The 18,798-nt window shown below is 33.4% G+C and carries 14 protein-coding genes; 5 read left to right on the top strand and 9 right to left on the bottom strand.

Going from position 1 to position 18,798, the window contains the following annotated elements; translation table 11 throughout:
• Positions 1 to 272: 272 nt before the first annotated feature.
• The 3 genes from bglX to AC5ZCW_RS06850 all read right to left on the bottom strand — a co-directional run bounded on the left by bglX (position 273) and on the right by AC5ZCW_RS06850 (position 5,408).
• Positions 273 to 2,570, bottom strand: coding sequence for a beta-glucosidase BglX (gene bglX, locus AC5ZCW_RS06860; RefSeq protein ID WP_496118713.1), 2,298 nt, complete (start codon positions 2,568 to 2,570; stop codon positions 273 to 275).
• Positions 2,571 to 2,935: 365 nt separating this feature from the next.
• Positions 2,936 to 4,318 (bottom strand): sialate O-acetylesterase, encoded by a 1,383-nt coding sequence (locus tag AC5ZCW_RS06855; protein WP_496118711.1) that lies wholly within the window; start codon positions 4,316 to 4,318, stop codon positions 2,936 to 2,938.
• Entirely contained in the window at positions 4,308 to 5,408 is a 1,101-nt protein-coding gene (locus AC5ZCW_RS06850; protein ID WP_496118709.1) for an SGNH/GDSL hydrolase family protein, read from the bottom strand. The genes AC5ZCW_RS06855 and AC5ZCW_RS06850 overlap by 11 nt, the downstream gene beginning before the upstream one ends.
• A gap of 205 nt (positions 5,409 to 5,613) precedes the next feature.
• On the opposite strand from AC5ZCW_RS06850, the gene AC5ZCW_RS06845 reads away from it, so the two are divergent.
• On the top strand, positions 5,614 to 6,117 hold the full coding sequence (locus AC5ZCW_RS06845) for a C40 family peptidase (protein ID WP_496118707.1): 504 nt from the start codon (positions 5,614 to 5,616) through the stop codon (positions 6,115 to 6,117).
• A 189-nt stretch (positions 6,118 to 6,306) separates the two neighbouring features.
• Here the strand turns inward: AC5ZCW_RS06845 and AC5ZCW_RS06840 are convergent, their stop codons facing one another.
• Positions 6,307 to 7,884, bottom strand: coding sequence for a L,D-transpeptidase family protein (locus AC5ZCW_RS06840; protein ID WP_496118706.1), 1,578 nt, complete (start codon positions 7,882 to 7,884; stop codon positions 6,307 to 6,309).
• 171 nt (positions 7,885 to 8,055) lie between these two features.
• Complete coding sequence (locus tag AC5ZCW_RS06835; protein ID WP_496118704.1) at positions 8,056 to 8,472, bottom strand: DUF1573 domain-containing protein; 417 nt, start codon at positions 8,470 to 8,472, stop codon at positions 8,056 to 8,058.
• A 164-nt stretch (positions 8,473 to 8,636) separates the two neighbouring features.
• Here AC5ZCW_RS06835 and AC5ZCW_RS06830 point away from each other — a divergent pair, with 164 nt between their 5' ends.
• The 3 genes from AC5ZCW_RS06830 (at position 8,637) to AC5ZCW_RS06820 (ending at position 11,434) form a co-directional block, all read left to right on the top strand.
• On the top strand, positions 8,637 to 9,902 hold the full coding sequence (locus tag AC5ZCW_RS06830) for a sensor histidine kinase (RefSeq protein WP_496118702.1): 1,266 nt from the start codon (positions 8,637 to 8,639) through the stop codon (positions 9,900 to 9,902).
• Positions 9,899 to 10,585, top strand: coding sequence for a response regulator transcription factor (locus AC5ZCW_RS06825; protein ID WP_496118700.1), 687 nt, complete (start codon positions 9,899 to 9,901; stop codon positions 10,583 to 10,585). The genes AC5ZCW_RS06830 and AC5ZCW_RS06825 overlap by 4 nt, the downstream gene beginning before the upstream one ends.
• 84 nt (positions 10,586 to 10,669) lie before the next feature.
• On the top strand, positions 10,670 to 11,434 hold the full coding sequence (locus AC5ZCW_RS06820; protein WP_496118698.1) for an MBL fold metallo-hydrolase: 765 nt from the start codon (positions 10,670 to 10,672) through the stop codon (positions 11,432 to 11,434).
• Here AC5ZCW_RS06820 and AC5ZCW_RS06815 read toward each other — a convergent pair.
• Complete coding sequence (locus AC5ZCW_RS06815) at positions 11,431 to 13,635, bottom strand: B12-binding domain-containing radical SAM protein (protein ID WP_496118696.1); 2,205 nt, start codon at positions 13,633 to 13,635, stop codon at positions 11,431 to 11,433. The genes AC5ZCW_RS06820 and AC5ZCW_RS06815 overlap by 4 nt on opposite strands.
• Before the next feature lie 116 nt (positions 13,636 to 13,751).
• Between AC5ZCW_RS06815 and AC5ZCW_RS06810 the strand changes: the two genes are divergently transcribed.
• Positions 13,752 to 16,382, top strand: a complete 2,631-nt coding sequence (locus AC5ZCW_RS06810; protein WP_496118694.1) for an Ig-like domain-containing protein — start codon at positions 13,752 to 13,754, stop codon at positions 16,380 to 16,382.
• A gap of 73 nt (positions 16,383 to 16,455) precedes the next feature.
• Here AC5ZCW_RS06810 and AC5ZCW_RS06805 read toward each other — a convergent pair whose 3' ends face one another.
• Genes AC5ZCW_RS06805 through AC5ZCW_RS06795 form a run of 3 tightly spaced genes read right to left on the bottom strand, consistent with a single transcriptional unit; the run spans position 16,456 to position 18,747 of the window.
• Positions 16,456 to 17,814 carry an alpha/beta hydrolase family protein gene (locus AC5ZCW_RS06805; protein WP_496118692.1) on the bottom strand — a complete coding sequence of 453 codons (1,359 nt, stop codon included), beginning with the start codon at positions 17,812 to 17,814 and terminating at the stop codon, positions 16,456 to 16,458.
• Positions 17,815 to 17,826: 12 nt separating this feature from the next.
• Positions 17,827 to 18,489, bottom strand: coding sequence for an SdpI family protein (locus tag AC5ZCW_RS06800; protein WP_496118690.1), 663 nt, complete (start codon positions 18,487 to 18,489; stop codon positions 17,827 to 17,829).
• Positions 18,490 to 18,492: 3 nt separating this feature from the next.
• Positions 18,493 to 18,747, bottom strand: a complete 255-nt coding sequence (locus AC5ZCW_RS06795; protein ID WP_111378348.1) for an autorepressor SdpR family transcription factor — start codon at positions 18,745 to 18,747, stop codon at positions 18,493 to 18,495.
• Positions 18,748 to 18,798 lie beyond the last annotated feature (51 nt).

The raw sequence follows: 18,798 nt of genomic DNA, 5'->3' as shown, positions 1-18,798 counted from the left end.
GTGCAAGCCAAAACAGTTTTTCTATAATAAAATACTGACATATAAACACTTAACAAATCAATAGCCTCCAGCTTTAGCTGGATGAAAACATAATCACAATGAAAAGGGCTTTAGCCAAACTTTACAGGTTTGACTAAAGCCCTCTCTAACTTCAGATCTTATTTCCCTAGCTAAAACTAGCGACTATTCAAAAAAACTTTGCGACTCTGCGCCTTTGCGAGATTAAAAAACGCTGAACCTTTGTCACTTTGCTTCTTTGTCCCTCAAAAAAGCTACTCTTTAATTTCAAAAGCACTCTGCAAACCTTTATCAGAGCTTCCTCCAACCATGATTTTAAACGTTCCAGGTTCTACCAAATAATTTCCTTCATTATCATAAAACCCAAGTTCCTTATCGGTTAAAGTAAAGTTTATCGTTTTAGTTTCACCTTTTTTCAAATTAACCAATTCAAAACCCTTCAATTCTTTTATTGGCCGAACGATACTTGCAAATTCATCATGAATGTATAATTGCACCACTTCTTTTCCATCATAATTTCCTGAATTTGTAACCTCAACGCTTACCTGAACTTTTTCACCTTTTGCGAAAGCCGTTTTATTCAACTTCAAGTTTTTATAATCGAAAGTCGTGTAGCTTAAACCAAAACCAAACGGAAACTGAGGCGTTTTCTCCACATCCATATAATGCGACCAGAAAACATTTTTATCGCTGTCAGTTGGTCTTCCTGTGCTGTATTTGTTGTAATAAATTGGAACTTGCCCAACATTTCTAGGAAACGACATTGGCAATTTACCACTCGGATTATAATCTCCGTATAAAACCTGCGCAATTGCATTTCCAGCCTGCGTACCTAAATGCCAAGCCTCAACAATTGCCGGAACATTTTCTGCAGCCCAAGGAATACTCAACGGACGGCCATTATTTAAAACCAAAACCACATTTGGATTTGCTTTATAGATTTCTTCTAATAATTCCTGCTGTAAACCTGGCAGATTCAAATCAGTTCTGCTTCTTCCCTCACCACTTTGAAAACCGTATTCACCTAAAACCATTATCACAACATCGGCATTTTTTGCTGCTGTTTTTGCAGCTTCAAATCCGCTTTTATCTGTTGTGTTGAAAACGGTTTCCGTTAAGAAAGTCGCTTTTTGTTTTAATAAATCAGCTCCTTTTTCAAAAGTTAGCTGATTGCCTTTGTATTGCTGCATTCCTTCTAAAACCGAAACTGCAGTATCATCAGAAGCCGCAATTCTCCAGCTTCCCAACGGACTGTTTTTATCATTTGCCAACGCTCCAATCAAGGCAATTTTCTGTCCAGATTTCTTTAGCGGAAGCAGATTTTTTTCATTTTTCAATAAAACGATCGATTTCTTCGCCATATCCAAAACGCCTTCGTTGTTCGCTTTGCTTCCAACAACTTCTTTTTCGCGTTTTTCATCACAATATCTGAATGGATCATCAAATAATCCTAACTCGAATTTCACCCTTAAAATTCTGCGAACGGCGTCATCAACCAAAGCTTCTTTTACTTTTCCAGATTTTACCAAATCAACCAATTTTGCCACATATAAATACGATTCCATATCCATATCAGAACCTGCAATCACTGCTTTTGCTGTTGCATCGGCTTCGTCTTTTGCATAACCGTGAGCGATCATTTCACGAATCGAAGCATAATCAGAAATCACAAATCCGTCAAACTTCCATTTTCCTTTTAAAATATCTCTCTGCAAAAAGGCGCTTCCAGTCGCAGGAACACCGTTCAAAGTATTAAACGAATTCATAAACGTACGAACTCCAGCGTCAACCGTTGCTTCAAAAGGAGGCAAAACCGAGTTATACAATTTCGAATTGCTAATATCAACAATATTATATTCCAATCCCGCTTCAACATAACCGTAAGCCGCAAAATGTTTCGCACAAGCTGCGATCGTATTTACTTTAGCCAAATCAGCAATGGTTTCACCTTGAAAACCTTTAACTCGTGCATAGCCAATTTTACTTCCTAAGTATGGATCTTCTCCCGCGCCTTCCATCACACGTCCCCAACGCGCGTCGTTCGCAACGTCAACATTTGGCCCAAAAGTCCAATTGATTCCAGATGCCGAAGCTTCATCTGCCGCAATCGCCGCCGATTTTTTAATTGCCTCCAAATCCCAGCTTGCCGCTTCTGCCAACGGAATCGGACTTAACGTTTTATAGCCATGTATTACGTCAAAACCAATAATTAACGGAATTCCCAAACGGGTTTCTTCCACCGCAATTTTCTGCACCGCACGAACTTCTTTCACGCCGCGTACTGTCAGCATTGATCCGACCAATCCTTTTCTTAAGTGCTCATATTTTAATTCTGCCGTTCCTCCTTTCGGAGCAGGCCCTGTAACATCCCAAAAACCATTATATTGGTTCATCTGCCCTACTTTTTCCTCCAATGTCATTAACGGTAAAAGCAAATCAATACGCTGCTCAACAGTTTTATTCTTATCCAGATACGGCTTTTTTTGTGCATTCATATTTCCAACAGTAAACAGGGAAAATACCCCAATAATTAGTATTTGTTTATTTTTCATTGTGGTTTAGTTAGTTTCTTTCAAGATTCTAAGGTTCTAAGACGCTAAGATTCTAAGTTTTTCTTTGGGCGTGTCCCTCCGGGTCGGGCTATTCGTTACAAGTCCTCGCACTTCCTTCGTCAGGCTGTGGGCTTTCCACTTCTATCCCTCACGCAAATCGGTTTCAAAAGAGCGTTTTTGGTTATCTTGTCATCCTGAGGAACGAAGGATCACACTAGAAGCTCCGTATAGAATTCCGCCAAACTTTGTCGAGTTACATCTGTGATCCTTCGTTCCTCAGGATGACAAACTTTACGGGGCTCCTACTTCGTTCAGCCTGACAAAGCAGATCAATAATCTAAAATCTTGCTTCTTTGCTCTTCCCTCTATAACTCAGAAACAAAACAAGAAGCAGGCAGATTCGCTTTATTAAACAAATCCGATTGCGTGGTATTTCCCCATGCAAATCTCACTTTTGCTGGAGAAGCTACTTTTTTACTTGTCACAATCACTTCGTTATTTTTAATCGAAGCTTCGGTTGGATAGAAGATTCCATCTATTCCCGCAACCTCAAATTGATTCGATTTTTTGTCTTTAAAGTATAATCCGTCTCCGTAGTCAAAAGAAACGGTTACTGTATTTTTATCCACTTTAATCCCTTTAAAAAGTGGTCCATTAACCAAATTAGAATTGGTTTTATAAGTTTCTGCCAAAGCCAGATTCGCTAAACGAATTCCAACCGATTTTTTATTTTTTGGATGAATATCAATCGTATCCGAAATATCACTGATTACCACCATTCCTGTTTTCGAAACTTCTTTCAATAATTTTCTCTGCGAGTCTCTAACTGTTACATTTGAAAAATTGTTCTTTCCTGTCTTAAATGGTGCAATCTGAACATAATAAAAAGGGAAATCGTCTTTCCATTCTTTTCTCCATGAAGTAATTAAAGCCCCCAAAGTTTTATCATAAACCAAAGAACCTACATTCGACTCTCCTTGATACCAAAGCGTTCCTGCAATTTTAAATCCTATGATTGGATAAATCATGGCGTTGTAAGCTCTTCCAGGCTGTCTTGGTCCATATTCTTGCTCGTTCAATTTTTTGGCATTTTCCAATAAAATCGGATCGTTATTTACGACTTCTGCAGGCATCCAAATTTCTGCGGGAGTTCCGCCCCAATTTGAAGAAATTAATCCGATTGGGACATTTTTCAAATCTTCGCGCAAGCGTTTTGCAAAAAAGTAACCAACAGCGCTAAAATATTTCATGGTTTCAGGAGTCGATTCTGTCCAATTTCCCAGCAAATTATTCTGCGGATTTTCAGCTGTCAATTTTGGAACTGTGAAAAAACGAATATTAGGATTTGTAGCATTTTTCATTTCTTCTTCGCCATCGTCAATTCCCCAGCTCACCGACATTTCCATATTCGATTGTCCAGAACAAAGCCAGACTTCGCCAATTAAAATATTTTTTAAAACCACTTCATTGTAGCCTTTTATCGAAATTGTAAACGGTCCGCCCGCTTCTGGAGTTTTAATGGTAATTTCCCATTTTGCCTGATTATTCGCAACAGTTTTATATTCCTGATTATTCCAGCTAGAAATTAGTTTGATTTCTTCTTTTGGATTCGCCCAACCCCAAATTTTCACTTGAGAGTTGCGCTGTAAAACCATATTATCACCAAAAATATTCGGAAGCGACACATTTGCCATCATAGTACTGGAAATCAATAGAAAGAAAACAAACTTAAAAATATTATTTTTCATTTAGCAACTTCTTTAAAAATGGGCCATATTCCTCTGCCAAAACCTTATGATCTGCCATATCTGGATGACCTGAACATCCATTTGGTGTCATTGGTTTGAACTTGAAAATCTTAATTGATTTGTGTGATTTATCATTCGCAAAAGCGTTCTTAACTTTATTCAGACAATCTTCAAAAACAACTGCTCTTTCTCCGCCAACCATTGGACTATTTGTAATTACAATCTGTGTATTCGGATTGTGTTTGTAAAGCATTTTGATGAAGTCGATATAATTCGAAACATACTTTTCTGGATTAAATGGCAAGCGTTCTTTTTTACCATCTCCACCAGAAAAATCATTTGTTCCTAAAGCAATACTGATAATGTCGGGCTGAAACCCAAAGTCGTATTTCGGTTTTGAAGCCTCTTTTGTCAAATATAAATTGGGATAAACATCTGGCATTATGGCTTCGTCTTTATGCTCATCGTTCCAATTTCTGTACATTCCTATTCCCGAAACACAGCTCATTAAATAATCGACACCAATTGCGCGCGAAAGTGTTGGTCCATAAGCATAATACCCATTATGATGATCCATATATTCTCCTTTATCGCAAGGAACATCCGATGGATCGCTCGCAGCACCACAAGTAATAGAATCACCAATGAACTCGATTTTCTTTTTCTTTTGAAATGAAATCGGAACCAGTTTTGCCGTTGTGCCAGCAAAGAGAATATTGCCACTCTGAGCTTCTGTGTTTTTATAAATTTCTAATGTGTGCTTTTTTATGTTTTCCGTAACTTTTATTGAAAATGACTGGATTGCTCCTTTTTCAATTCTAATTTTCCCAATATATTTATCATCCAAAACCAACTGAACATAATTATGATGTTCATAAGAATCTACGCTTTGAAGTGAGATTGCACATTCTTTTCCTGTAAAATTAAAAGCAACCGAAGAAGCCGTTCCAATTAAAATAACCTGATCGTTTTGAAGTTTATCAATTCGACCTTGGTATAAAAAAGTTTTATTAGAATTTTGAGTTTGTGAATTCGAAATCAGAGAAATCAACAAAAACGAAATTAAAACAGCTATTTTTTTGGGAAACATAGTTTATTTGTTAAAATATAAATACGATTCACAAATATATTGGAAAGAGATTATCCAAAAAGATACTAAAATGTCAAAAAGTAATAAAAAAACACCACATAAACACATCATTCCAACCGTTATAGATGTCAATTCTTACATCTATCATAAAAACCAACAATTTAGAACTATCTTTAGCGTTTAATACTTTTACAATCTGCAAAAAATGAAAGTCTTAGTCGTAATTTTTTTATTGTTTTTTGTCACTCTTTCTTCCTTCAATTTAAAAAAGGAAAAAGATCAAATTCAAAACAATATATCTCAAACCGAAATCAATCGCGATTCAATAATTGTTTACGCAAAAAAATATTTAGGCACGCCTTATGTTTATGCCAGCAGTAATCCGAAAAAAGGTTTTGACTGTTCGGGTTTTGTGAGTTATGTTTTTAAAAATTTTGGCGTGATGTTGCCAAGAAGTTCAAGCGGTTATAAAAACATAGGTAAGACTTTAAAACCAGAAGAATTTAAAGTGGGAGATATTTTAGTTTTCTATGGATATAAAAACAGGAATGTAGTTGGTCACGTCGGGATAATTTGTGAGGCCAACGGAATGCAGTCAAAATTTATTCACGCTTCTTCAGGAAAAGCACAACAGGTAACTATAACAGCACTAGATACAGAACATTATACCAAACGCTTTTATAAATGTGTTGATGTTTTATCGAAGTAGTTTTTTTGTCAAGAATTACACTAATTTCTACGAATTATTTTTTGCCACAGATTAAAAGATTAAAAAGATTATAAAATCTGTGCTAATCTTTTTAATCTGTGACTTAAACTTTTCTTATACTAATTAAACCGAATTAAATATTAATGCCAATTTTGTAATTTGGAATTTTGAAATTGGAATTTAAAATTTTTACTCTTCGGTTAAGAGTTTAATCAAACTTTCATCTCTTCCGTAAATATCTTTATAGAAATTCAAATTGCCTTCTCGATCTACCCAAGCCGTAAAATAACCAATATAAACTGGAACTTTTTTCTTCAACGTATACCAGCTTTCCTTTCCTGCATGCATTGCTTTATCAATTCTTTCCGGATTCCATGCTGGATCTGGTTTTAATAATTCAATTGCCAATTCTCTAGGCTTTGCAACACGAACACAACCGTGGCTAAAAGCTCTGCTTTCTCTTTCAAACAAACTTTTTGAAGGCGTATCGTGCAGATAAATATTGCTTGAATTTGGAAATAAAAATTTCACCAGACCAAGTGAATTATTTTTTCCCGGAAGCTGACGAACGGCGCCATTATTCCACTCTAAGTTTTTCTTTTGCAAATAATTTTTATCCCTAGCCATTCCGGGTTTAATTTCAGATTTGATAATACTTGGCGGAACATTCCAATACGGACTGAAGACAATATTGCTCATCATTCCGCTAAAAATTACAGTTTTTGTCAATGCCCTTCCCACTACAACTGCAGATGTAAATGCGATTTTTCCGTCTTCAATTATGTACAATTTAAATTCAGGAATATTCACTTCTATATACTTCTGCCCTTTTTCTAACTCAGGATCAATCCATCGACAACGTTCCATATTAGCAATAATCGTTTTGATGCGGTCTGAAACAGGAATGTTCAAATCGTTTATATGTTCTAATAAAATAGTGTTTTTTGGACTATAACCATGATGTAATTCGTAGTTCTTCATGGCTTTTATCAAAACTGTATCACAAATTGCACTTTTATTATCTTCCTTAAGATCTTTAGTTGCAAAAAGTCTTTCTCTAATTTGCGCAACAACAGCAGACGAATCTCCTAATTTTAAACTTTTATAATCTTCTCCAACCTCAATAGTTTTCCAACCTCCGTTCTTTTCTATTTCTCTATATTCTTTAAGGGCATCGCGAAGCTTATAATATTGGCTAAACATCTTTCTTTTCTTATCATCCAAAATCGTTGATTTCTTAAAGATCGAATCTGAAAGCACTTGGTAATTCAGTTTTTTACGAGGTAAAAGCCATTCCAAAGAGACTACTGTTTTTTCGTCAAAACCACCTACTTTTTCACCATAATAGTAATATAAATTAGAAAGAAGCAGATCGGTATCTTCTTTTGAAAGTTTCGTATTTACATTATTATCAAAAACAGAATTTAACTGTTCGTTGTAAGGATAATTGGTTTTTAATCCTTCTTGATCCAGATTTTTGTACTGATTGAACAATGTATTGGCAAATTCGACAATTCCTTTATTGTCCTGCCATAATTGAGTTGATTTGTTTTTTTGATATAAAGAAGTTACATCATTTTTGAATTTATCCAGTTTCGGATAATTTTCATAAAACTTCGCAATACGAACACTGTCAATTGTAAGTTTTAATTCAGGCACTTTTTCAACCGTTTTTATCGAGTTTTCCTCTTTTTTATCAGCTTTCGAATTACACGAAAAAACAATCAAAAAAACAATAGCAATAATAGGCGTATACCAGATTCTCATAACTTAAAATTTTTGATTAAAAGTAGAAAAAATTCTATTAAAACAAAGAACTAAGAAATAAATCTTGAGCGTTATTTTTTTGAAGTTTAAGCCTTTACTAAAAAATAAAAAGCTCCAAACAATTTACATGTCTGGAGCTTTCGCCATATAACCAACCTATTAAAATTCTAATTAAATAACAGTACCTTTTAAAGTAAGTACTTTTGGTGTTGTCTCTGCACTAGTTGTTACAGTAACTGTTTTTGTAAAAGCGCCTTTATTTGCAGCATTGTAAGTAGCAGTAATTTTTCCAGATTTACCAGCCTGAATTGGCTCTTTTGTATAATCTGTTGCTGTACAGCCACAAGATCCTTGCACGTTTGTAATCACTACAGCCGTTTTTCCAGTATTTTTAAATTCGTAAACAATTGCTTTTGGAGTTCCTTGCGGAATTTGCCCAACATCAATTGTTTCTGCTTTCCAAGCAATTGTAGAAGCTGCAGTTCCCGAAACTTCAGTTTCTGAAACTAAAGATTGTACTGGAGCAATTGCTGAAAAAGACATTAGGCCTAAAGCCAAAGCTAACATCGAAATTTTGATCATTTTCATAACGGATATATTTAAAATGGTTTATAGTTCATTTTGATATTACAAAGGTAATTCAGACAAATTCATATCGCTGTTAACTGGTTTCAAACGTTTGTTAATGACTTGTTAACCGCCCGTTTTTAGGCCAAAATTGATTAATATTACAGTCTCAAAATTCTTTATTCTTGAAAATTAATAAACTTAACAGCATCATTATCTTAGGATTAGTCGCTATCATCAGTATTTTGGTAGCGCAATTGCTATGGACGAAAGAAGCTTTTACAATCGAACAAAAAAAGCTCAGCCAAAAAGCGCATATTGCTTTATTGGAAGTAGCTAAAAAATTATACGAAGGAACCAACCATGAACTCCCTGTTCAGAATCCGGTGCAGAAAATTGCAAATGACTATTATATCGTAAATGTGGATAATGAATTTGAGCCCGATATTTTAGAGTTTTATCTAAAAACGGAATTCAAAAAAATGAATATAACCACCGATTTCGAATATGCGATGTACAACTGCCAAAGCGACGAAATGATCTATGGAGATTATATTTCGCTTTATAAGAAAAAAGCAGAATGTAAAAAAACTGTTTACTTCCCAAAACATAAAAATCTGGTTTATTATTTTGCTGTGCGTTTTCCCAATGAAACGACCTATCTATTTAGTTCAATGCGCTTTTGGTTTATTCTTTCAACTGCATTGATTCTGATTTTATTGATTTACGTTTATTCAATTTTTAAACTTTTACAGCATAAAAAATATTCAGAATTGCAGCGTGATTTCATTAATAATATGACGCATGAATTTAAAACACCTTTGGCTTCTATTCTGATTGCGTCAAAATATCTGATTGAACAAAAACCAATTAAAGAAGATAAAAAACTGTATACTTATACCGACATTATTATCAATCAAGGAAATAAGTTAAATAGTCATATCGAAAAGATTCTAAATATTGCAAAGTCTGATTATGCTCCTTTAGAACTTAAAAAAGAAAATATTTTAATGGTTCCGATTATTGAAGAAGCAATAGAAAACATTAAATTAAAATATCCTGAAGCTTCTATTGTAATTGAAACAGTTTCAAAAGAATATTTAATTGAAACAGATACTTTTCATTTTGCTAATTTAATTTACAATTTGCTGGATAATGCAATTAAATACTGTAATGAAAAGCCAGAGGTTACAATAAAAATCATCGAAAACAATACCTGTTTAAAATTGGAGTTTACTGATAATGGAATTGGAATTAATCCTAAAAAAATATCTTTTATCTTTGATAAGTTTTACCGCGTTCAAAACGAAAAAAGTAACGAAGTGAACGGATTTGGACTTGGTTTATATTATGTAAAAGAAATCTGTAATCTTCAAAACTGGAAAATAAAAGCCGAAAATAATCCAGAAAAAGGTATCACTATAACTTTATCAATTCCTTACAAAAAATGAGAAATTTCAAAATACTATATGCCGAAGATGATGAAACCCTAGCGTTTTTAACCAAAGATAATTTGGAGCAAAACAATTATGAGGTAATACATTGTTCAGACGGAAAATCAGCTTTGAAAATTTTTGAGGAAGAAGAATTCGATATTTGCATTTTTGATATTATGATGCCAAAAATGGACGGTTTTGAACTTGCCGAAGCGGTTCGGAAAATTGATCTTGATGTTCCAGTTATTTTTCTTTCTGCCAAAACTTTAAAAGAAGATCGCATTAAAGGCTTGCGTTTAGGAGCTGATGATTATCTGGTAAAGCCTTTCAGTATTGAAGAATTACTTTTAAAAATTGAAATTTTCTTAAAACGTTCACAGAAAAATATTCCGACTGCAAAAACGATTTACGAAGTTGGTAAATATCAGTTTGACACCAAAAATTTCATTCTTTTCAATGATGAAGAAAAAGTTGGTTTAACACAGCGTGAAGCCGAATTATTGAAACTTTTTCTAGACCATAAAAATTCCGTTTTGAAAAGAGAACAGATTTTAACTTCTTTATGGGGAACAGATGACTACTTTATGGGAAGAAGCCTAGATGTTTTTATTTCACGTTTGCGTAAAATCTTAGCAAACGAACAAGGAATTTCGATAGAAAACCTACATGGAATTGGTTTTAGGTTTTCGATTGGGTAAATCACAATTCTGTTAAAAATAAAGAAAAATCTGTAAGCAGTTTTTAGAAAAACTTTGTATTTTTAATATCTAATTTTCTTGGATATGAAATTACATCATTTGCGAAATGCAACTTTGGTAATTGAAACAGAGAAGCATGTCATTTTAGTTGACCCAATGTTAGGTAAAAGAAAAACAATTCCACCTTTTACTATTTTCAGATATAAACCAAAACGAAATCCGCTGGTGGCTTTGCCAAAAAACAGCCGTGACATCTTAAGTCGTGTGACACATTGTTTGATTACGCATTTGCATCCAGATCATATTGACAAAGCAGGTGAAGTTTTTTTGAGAAGAAAAAGCATTCCTGTTATCTGCAGTTCTAAAGATGAAAAAGCACTTGTACAGCGTGGACTTAGTGTCATTCAGATTTTGGAATATTGGGAACCTCAAAAATTTTTGGATGGAAAAATCACCGGAATTCCAGCTATTCATGGCTACGGATTTGTTGCTAAATTAATGGGAAATGTAATGGGGTTTCTTATCGAATTGGCGGATCAAAAATCTATTTATGTTAGTTCTGATACCGTTTTTACAGAACATGTAGAAAAAGTTCTAACGCAATTTAAACCCGATATTTCAATTGTGGCCTGTGGAACTGCAAGATTAGATTTCGGTCAGCCTTTGTTAATGAGAATGAATGATATTTTGAAATTTGTCACACTAGCTCCTGGAAAAGTTCTTGCCAATCATTTAGAAGCTTTAAACCATTGTCCAACAACACGATTACAGTTAAGAACAGCTCTTTCAGATCATGGACTTCTAAGCAAAACTTCTATTCCGAATGACGGAGAATGTATTGAGTATTAAAGTACCAATAACCCAAATTCGCGTAAAGTGTTTATAGGTTTAGAATACCAAAACAATTCGAAATCTTCTAATTCGGTTTCAAAATCATTTTTAACCTCCTGAAAAGTATAACTTTTAGAACCAGAAACGGCTATTTTTAATAAAATTGAAGTCAGCCACTCACCTTCTTCTTTGCTAGTTTGGATATCGAAACTTTCTTTTTTATCATGAAAAGTTAGCGACATCATTTCCCAACTTCTTCCTTTTTTTGATTTTGTAAAGATTTCTGCAGTGGGTTTTCCTCCAAGCCAGATCACTTTTGCATTTGGTTTTGTATTGAAATCGCTTTGTTCTTCTAATGCATTAAAAATAAAATCGGGATGGATTTTGGTTTTCGGAATCTTAAAATCAAACCAATCCTGAAGTTCGTAATCAAAACAAATTCCGTGCATGAAATTAAAAAGAGATTTCTTTAATCCGAAACTGAACTTGTCGTGATTGATTCCTGTTGCATCGGTGTATTCAATATCATTGTTTGCGAAAGTTCCAATCGCTTCGGTTTTCTTAGTCACCCCAAATTGTTCCGGATACAACCCAACTGGACTATGTGCCGTTAAAGCAAATTGATGCCAAAATCCAGACTGCAAAACTCCAGCTTCAAATAATTGACGAACCATCTCAAGACTATCTACCGTTTCTTGAATGGTTTGTGTTGGATATCCATACATCAAATAAGCATGAACCATAATTCCAGCTTCGGTAAAATTACGAGTTACTTTTGCAACTTGTTCGACGGTAACACCTTTATCAATTAATTTCAATAATCGATCTGAAGCGACTTCCAAGCCTCCTGAAACCGCAATACAGCCAGAAGCTTTTAGCAATAGACATAAATCTTTTGAGAAGCTTTTTTCAAAACGAATATTTGTCCACCAGGTTACAGCAAGTTTTCTTTTTAAAATTTCAAGAGCCAAAGCACGCATTAAAGCGGGCGGTGCAGCTTCATCTACAAAATGGAATCCATTTTGACCTGTCTGCGCAATTAATTCTTCCATTCGATCGCAAAGCAAACTTGCCGCAACAGGCTCATAAACTTTTATATAATCTAAAGAAATATCACAAAACGTACATTTTCCCCAATAACAGCCATGCGCCATAGTGAGTTTATTCCAACGTCCATCGCTCCACATTCTGTGCATTGGATTTACAATTTCGATAACCGAAATATATTTATCCAAAGGCAAATCGGAGTAATCTGGAGTTCCAACTTGAGATTGCTTATAATCGTGTTTTAGAGAATTATTTTTATAGACAACTTCACCTTTTTCTAACAAAAATGTCCTTTTGAAAGAATCAGAATCAGGATTTTCTAAATGAAAAATCAGTTCTTCAATTGGAACTTCACCATCATCTAAAGTGATAAAATCGAAAAACTCAAAAACGCGTTTATCTGAAAGCGAACGCAATTCAGTATTCGGGAAACCACCTCCCATTGAAATTTTAATTTCAGGATGATTTTGTTTTACCCATTGCGCACAACGAAACGCGCTGTATAAATTTCCCGGAAAAGGAACAGAAATTAAAAATAAAGTTGGTTTTACGGCTTCAATTTTAGCTTTCAAAAGCGAAATTAAAATCGAATCAATATAAGTTGGCTTTTGCTGCAAAGCTTCATATAATTCGTCAAACGAATTGGCACTTCTTCCTAAACGTTCGGCATATCGGCTGAAACCGAAGTTCTCATCAACACATTCGACAATAAAATCTGAAATATCTTCGAGATATAAAGTCGCCAAATGTTTAGCTTTATCTTGAGTTCCCATTGAACCAAAAGCCCAGTCGAGTTCTTCCAATTGCGCAAAACGAGAAGCTTCAGGTAGGAAATCTTCCTGACAAATCTGTAATGCCAACGTGGGATTTTTTCCTTGCAGAAACTGAATGACAGGATCGATTGTTTTGATGTATTCGTCTTGAAGGGCGAAAATACGTTTTGAATTATCTGAGATTTCATTTCCAACAACTTCAAACTTTGAACCTGAAACTTGAAACAAATCAATCAATCCTTTCTTAGAAAACAATTCCAAAATCACATCAATACCCAAATCTGCTTGAACCGATTCTATATTTTTGGTATTCAGAAAACCTTTTATATAAGCCGTTGCCGGATACGGTGTATTCAGTTGGGTAAAAGGAGGCGTAATTACAAAAAGTTTCGTTTTCAAAAGAGATTGTTTTTTTTGCAAAAATACGGGTTATTTTGAGACTTTTCAGCGTTTCAATTTTTGATTTGAGTTTGTAAACATTTGATTACATTTGTTTCAACCAAAAACAACCAATTTTGAGACATTTAAAAAACACATCTCTCTTTTTATTGCTATTTTTAATTTTTCTAGTTCCATATTCTACAAAAGCCCAAAACTTTAAATGGGCGGGACAAATAAAAGGTATACGTGATGATTATGCCGATTATGCAAATAAAATGGAACTTGATGCAGATGGGAACTCTTATATTTTCGGAGAAACAGAATCTTATTTATTCGATATAGACCCAACTATAAATGGAGTTGAAATTATAAACAACTCCAATATTCAAAATTTTCGTGGGCTATATTTAATCAAGATGGATAAAGACGGAAATTATGTCTGGGGTAAAACTTTTGGCAATTACAAAAGGGGTGGTGAATATACTTATGGAATAAAATTAGATAAGGATGGAAATATAAACCTTCTAGCCACTACATCTGAATTAAACAATGCCCAAAATATGGTGGATAGTTACATTAGCATAATAAAACTAAAACCAAATGGTGATTTAATCTCGACAAAAAAAATAATTAGAAATTTTCCGAATGGAGGCTCTATAAATCCAAACTCTTTTGATATAGATAATCAAAACAATATTTTTATAACAGGGTACTTTATTGGTACTATTTCTTTAGACCCTCTTAATCCATCATTAAACTTAACAGCAACAGGAATTGACAATTACATCCTTAAAATAAATAATTCAGGAAATATTGAGTGGATTAAAACATTTGATAATGATAATGGAACTATTGCAAATTCAAAAGTTATAATTGGTAAGGATGAAAATATCCATTTGCTTAATGGGCAAAGTTTATATAAAATAAATTCAATAGATAAATCAATAATCTGGGAGAGAAAATTTTCAAACCAAAGTACAGACGTTTTTCACATTACTGAAAACAATATTATTTTAATAAACCACAAAAATGATTACAATGCTACCGTTGATGTAGATCCTTCTCCTTCCTCAATTGTAAATGTGTTTTCAAATAATTATATAATTTTTCTAAATTTAAATGGGAATTTTATTGATGTAAAAAAATTTGAAAAACCTTATAATGGCAATATTGACTTTTATTCAGTCGCAGAAGATTATAATGGTAATTTAATGTTTGTTGGAAGCTTTAAAGATACGGTAGATTTTGATCCTTCTGAATCTGTTTTCAATTTGACGTCGGTTAGTGATTATGGAGAAGGATTCTATTTAAAACTTGATTCTAACCGAAATTTTGTAAGTACTTTTAAAATTGGACACGAAGTACCTCAATTAAGCCCCTACAATAATTGTGCACTGTTTCAAATAAAAAATATAAAAGTTCGAAATAATGAAACGTATTTATCTGGAGATTTTATGTGGACATGTGATTTAGATCCATCACTAACAAAACAGTATACATTACGAACCATAAATAGTTCAACTATAAATCGAGATGGTTTTGTTTTAAAACTGGCAGAATGCGAAACTGGTAAACCAAATGGAGAATCCGATCAATCTTTTTGCTCATTGGATAATAAAATTTCTGATCTAAATCCTAAATCTAATGATATAAAATGGTACGACTCAACAACTTCGACAAATCCACTTTTAAAAACTACTCTCCTTATTGATGGAAAAACTTATTTTGCTTCTCAACAAAATGATAATTGCCCGGAAAGCACCGAAAGATTAGCTGTAACGGCACATCTAAATGTTATTCCGAACACACCTTCTATAATAAATTCTGTTTTTTGTAAAAATGATAATGCATCTCTAGAAAACATAGAGATGTCAGGACAAAATATAAGATGGTATGATACTGTTTTTTCGGCTGCACCGTTGTCAAATACTACCTTATTAGAAAATAATAGAACCTACTACGCTTCACAAACCATTAATTGCGAAAGTGACAGAATTCCTGTTTTAGTTAAAATTTATAACTCGCCCTTACCAACAGGAAATAATAATCAGCAGTTTTGCATTGATGAAATAGCGACAATTGAAAATCTAAATATAGCAGGAACTGCACTCAAATGGTATGATGCTCCTATAAATGGAAATATTTTACAAGAAACAGATTTATTACAAAATGGAAAGTACTATGTGACACAAACTCTAAACAACTGCGAAAGCGAAAGATTAGCAATTACCGTAAAAATACAAGACACACCAATTCCATCTGCCAGTTCTCCACAACAGTTTTGCATTCAAAAAAATGCAAAAATTAGTGATATTGCAATAAATGGCCAAAGCATTAAATGGTATGAAAGTTCTTCCTCTACAAGTCATTTATCAGAATCAACTCCATTAGAAAATGGAATTACCTATTATGCTTCTCAAACAATAAGCACTTGCGAAAGTGATAGAATTCCCGTAACAATAAGCATCCTAGAAGCATCAGCTGGAGATTGTATTCATTTGGTTAATGAACTTCCGTATCCAAAATTCTTTACTCCAAATGGAGATAGTTTTAATGATACTTGGACAATTGATCCTGATTATTTAGCTCCTAATTCAACTATTAGAATATTTGATCGTTACGGAAAACTTATTAAAGAACTAAGATTAAATACTTCTTGGAATGGAACTTACCTAGGAAATCCAGAACCTGCTTCAGACTATTGGTTCACCGCAACTAGTATAAATGGAAAAGAATTCAGAGGTCATTTTTCTTTAAAGAGATAAAGTAAAAATCGCAAAAATTTATGTCCAAAAGCAAACTCTTTGCAATTGCATAAATCTTTGCGATTCCATAATTTTATTTCGTCTGCAACACAACCCAGCTCGAAATCTCTTCTAATGCTGTCGGAGATATTGTTTGCTCAATTGATGCATACTCTTCAGGCAGTCCCGTTTTACATTCTTGAAATAAGTGATTTAAATTTGGTAATTCTTTAATCGTCACTTTTTTATTACCTGCTTTTGCTAAAGCCTTATTAATATTTTGAAGATTTGCTTCGGCAGGAACTTGTAAATCTTTGCTTCCATTAATTGCCAAAACTGGGCATTTTACTTTTTCTAAATAGGCAGCTGGATCAAGTTTTAAAAAATTATAAATCCAAGGACCTGTAATTTGATCTGTAACAGTTTTAGCTTGATCATCACTTAGTAATTTTGATTTAAAATAAGCGGTAACACTTGCTTTCAAATTATCATCATTTACAGCACTTTGCACAATAATATCATAAGCGCCTTTAAGAATTTCTTTGTTCTGCTGTATCATTACTTCTGAAATTCCCTTTTGTTTTTCTATTAATTCCTTTTGCAAGAGAAGCAATTTATCACCTCGAATTCCTGTTCCTGCCATTAAAACAATAAATGAGATATCTTTAGAATTTCCAGCAACAATTGGTGCAATTACTCCTCCTTCACTATGCCCAATTAAACCAATTTTATTTTTATTGATTTCTTTGCGAGTTTTCAAATAGTCAACCCCAGCCTGTACATCTTTTGCAAAATCTGTAGTAGTTGCACTTTTAAAATCACCAGTAGACTCACCAAAACCGCGGTCGTCGAAACGCAAAACAGCAATTCCTTTTCTGGTAAGATAATCTGCTAGAACTAAAAATGGTTTATGTTGTAATGCTTCTTCATCTCGATTTTGCGCACCGCTTCCGGAAATTAAAATAACTACTGGAAAATTACCTTCTTTTTTAGGTAACGATAAAGTTCCTGCCAGAGTCACTTGATCTTTTTTATTTTCGAATTTTACATCTTCTGTATAGTAAGGAAATGGCTGTTTTGGTTCCTGAGGCCTTACAATTTCAATATTTCCTTTTGATAAATTAAGATCTAATGTGTGTCCGTTTTGAGTTATTTTTCCAACAAAAACATTATCAGCATTCAATTTCCCTTCGTACGAACCACCTACTGCGGGAATATCTAATTTCAATACCGAATTTTCGAAAGTAGTAGATTTAACAGGAATTCCTTTTGCATTTTGGTCGGGACTATCTGTGGTAGAAGTGTAACCATTTTGTGTTTTTGTAAGATTAAAAACAACTCTTAATTCATTGTTTGGAAGTTTTAAAACACCATTCCAGTGCCCTGAAATATCTTGTGCGAAAGAATTAAAAAAGCTAAAAATTAGAAGTGCAAAAAGTATTTTCTTTTTCATTTTAGTGATTAGTTAGAGATTCTCTTCTTTTTTATCGAGACTTCTGAATTTTAAAAAAGAATAGATTATTGGTACAAATGCGATGACAAAAACAATAATTAAAAAGAATGTAGAAAAAGTAGCACTTTCAAAAATCAAACTTCCTAAAATTATAATCAGACCTCCAATAAACCAAAGTTTACCAGCAAATGCATGAGTTTTTTTCCATACTCTCTCATCTTGCAAAGTCCATGGTGTTCTAATTCCGATAAAATAATTAGGCTGTATGACTTTAAAATAATTGCCAAAAACCACAAATAAGGCTCCAATTAAAGCAAAAATAAAACTAGGACTAGAAGTGCTTTGGTTTTTTGTGCTATAGATAATAAACAAAGCTAAAATTGACATAAAAAGAACCAAAATAAATTTGAGCTGGTACAATTTTCCTCCCATTAAAGACATTTTTTTCTTGGGGTCAATCTTTGTAATCGTCGACATAATGACATAAGTCAAAACAGGAAGTATAAAAAGCATTCCAATCAAAGTAAATTTACTTCCCCATCCATCAATTTCTCCTTTAGAATTCCAATGAATAGGAACAATTTCTGGAAGATGGCTCCAAACTGTTGCTAAATAAATAAAAGGAATCAAAACAATTCCAATTAGAGGAAGCTCTTTTTTTAATTCTAAATTCATTTTTTATTGTTTAAAGGTTAGTATCCATTGCAAAACATCTTCCATTATGGTGGTATTGATGGAGTAAATGATGAATTGCCCGTTTTTTTCAGATGTAATTAAATCAGCTCTTTTTAAAATATCTAAATGATGCGAAATACTAGGTTTAGAAATATTAAAGGCATCGGCAATCTCTCCCGCCGACATATCTTTTTGCTTTAAAAGATCCAGAATCTCTCTTCTAGTTGCGTCATTTAGTGCTTTAAAAATATCATTCATCTCATTTATATATTTAGACAAATATCTAAATACTTTTTAAACTACCAAAAA

It is taken from the genome of Flavobacterium sp. PLA-DH12, assembly GCF_059511845.1.
The sequence above is the reverse complement of the archived record's forward strand: the minus strand, read 5'-3'. Positions and strand labels throughout refer to the sequence as shown.

Bases quoted from the DNA above. Each gene is read 5' to 3' on its own strand.
- bglX (WP_496118713.1), bottom strand. From the start codon at position 2,570: ATGAAAAATAAACAAATACTAATTATTGGGGTATTTTCCCTGTTTACT.
- AC5ZCW_RS06855 (WP_496118711.1), bottom strand. From the start codon at position 4,318: ATGAAAAATAATATTTTTAAGTTTGTTTTCTTTCTATTGATTTCCAGT.
- AC5ZCW_RS06850 (WP_496118709.1), bottom strand. From the start codon at position 5,408: ATGTTTCCCAAAAAAATAGCTGTTTTAATTTCGTTTTTGTTGATTTCT.
- AC5ZCW_RS06845 (WP_496118707.1), top strand. From the start codon at position 5,614: ATGAAAGTCTTAGTCGTAATTTTTTTATTGTTTTTTGTCACTCTTTCT.
- AC5ZCW_RS06840 (WP_496118706.1), bottom strand. From the start codon at position 7,884: ATGAGAATCTGGTATACGCCTATTATTGCTATTGTTTTTTTGATTGTT.
- AC5ZCW_RS06835 (WP_496118704.1), bottom strand. From the start codon at position 8,472: ATGAAAATGATCAAAATTTCGATGTTAGCTTTGGCTTTAGGCCTAATG.
- AC5ZCW_RS06825 (WP_496118700.1), top strand. From the start codon at position 9,899: ATGAGAAATTTCAAAATACTATATGCCGAAGATGATGAAACCCTAGCG.
- AC5ZCW_RS06820 (WP_496118698.1), top strand. From the start codon at position 10,670: ATGAAATTACATCATTTGCGAAATGCAACTTTGGTAATTGAAACAGAG.
- AC5ZCW_RS06805 (WP_496118692.1), bottom strand. From the start codon at position 17,814: ATGAAAAAGAAAATACTTTTTGCACTTCTAATTTTTAGCTTTTTTAAT.
- AC5ZCW_RS06800 (WP_496118690.1), bottom strand. From the start codon at position 18,489: ATGAATTTAGAATTAAAAAAAGAGCTTCCTCTAATTGGAATTGTTTTG.
- AC5ZCW_RS06795 (WP_111378348.1), bottom strand. From the start codon at position 18,747: ATGAATGATATTTTTAAAGCACTAAATGACGCAACTAGAAGAGAGATT.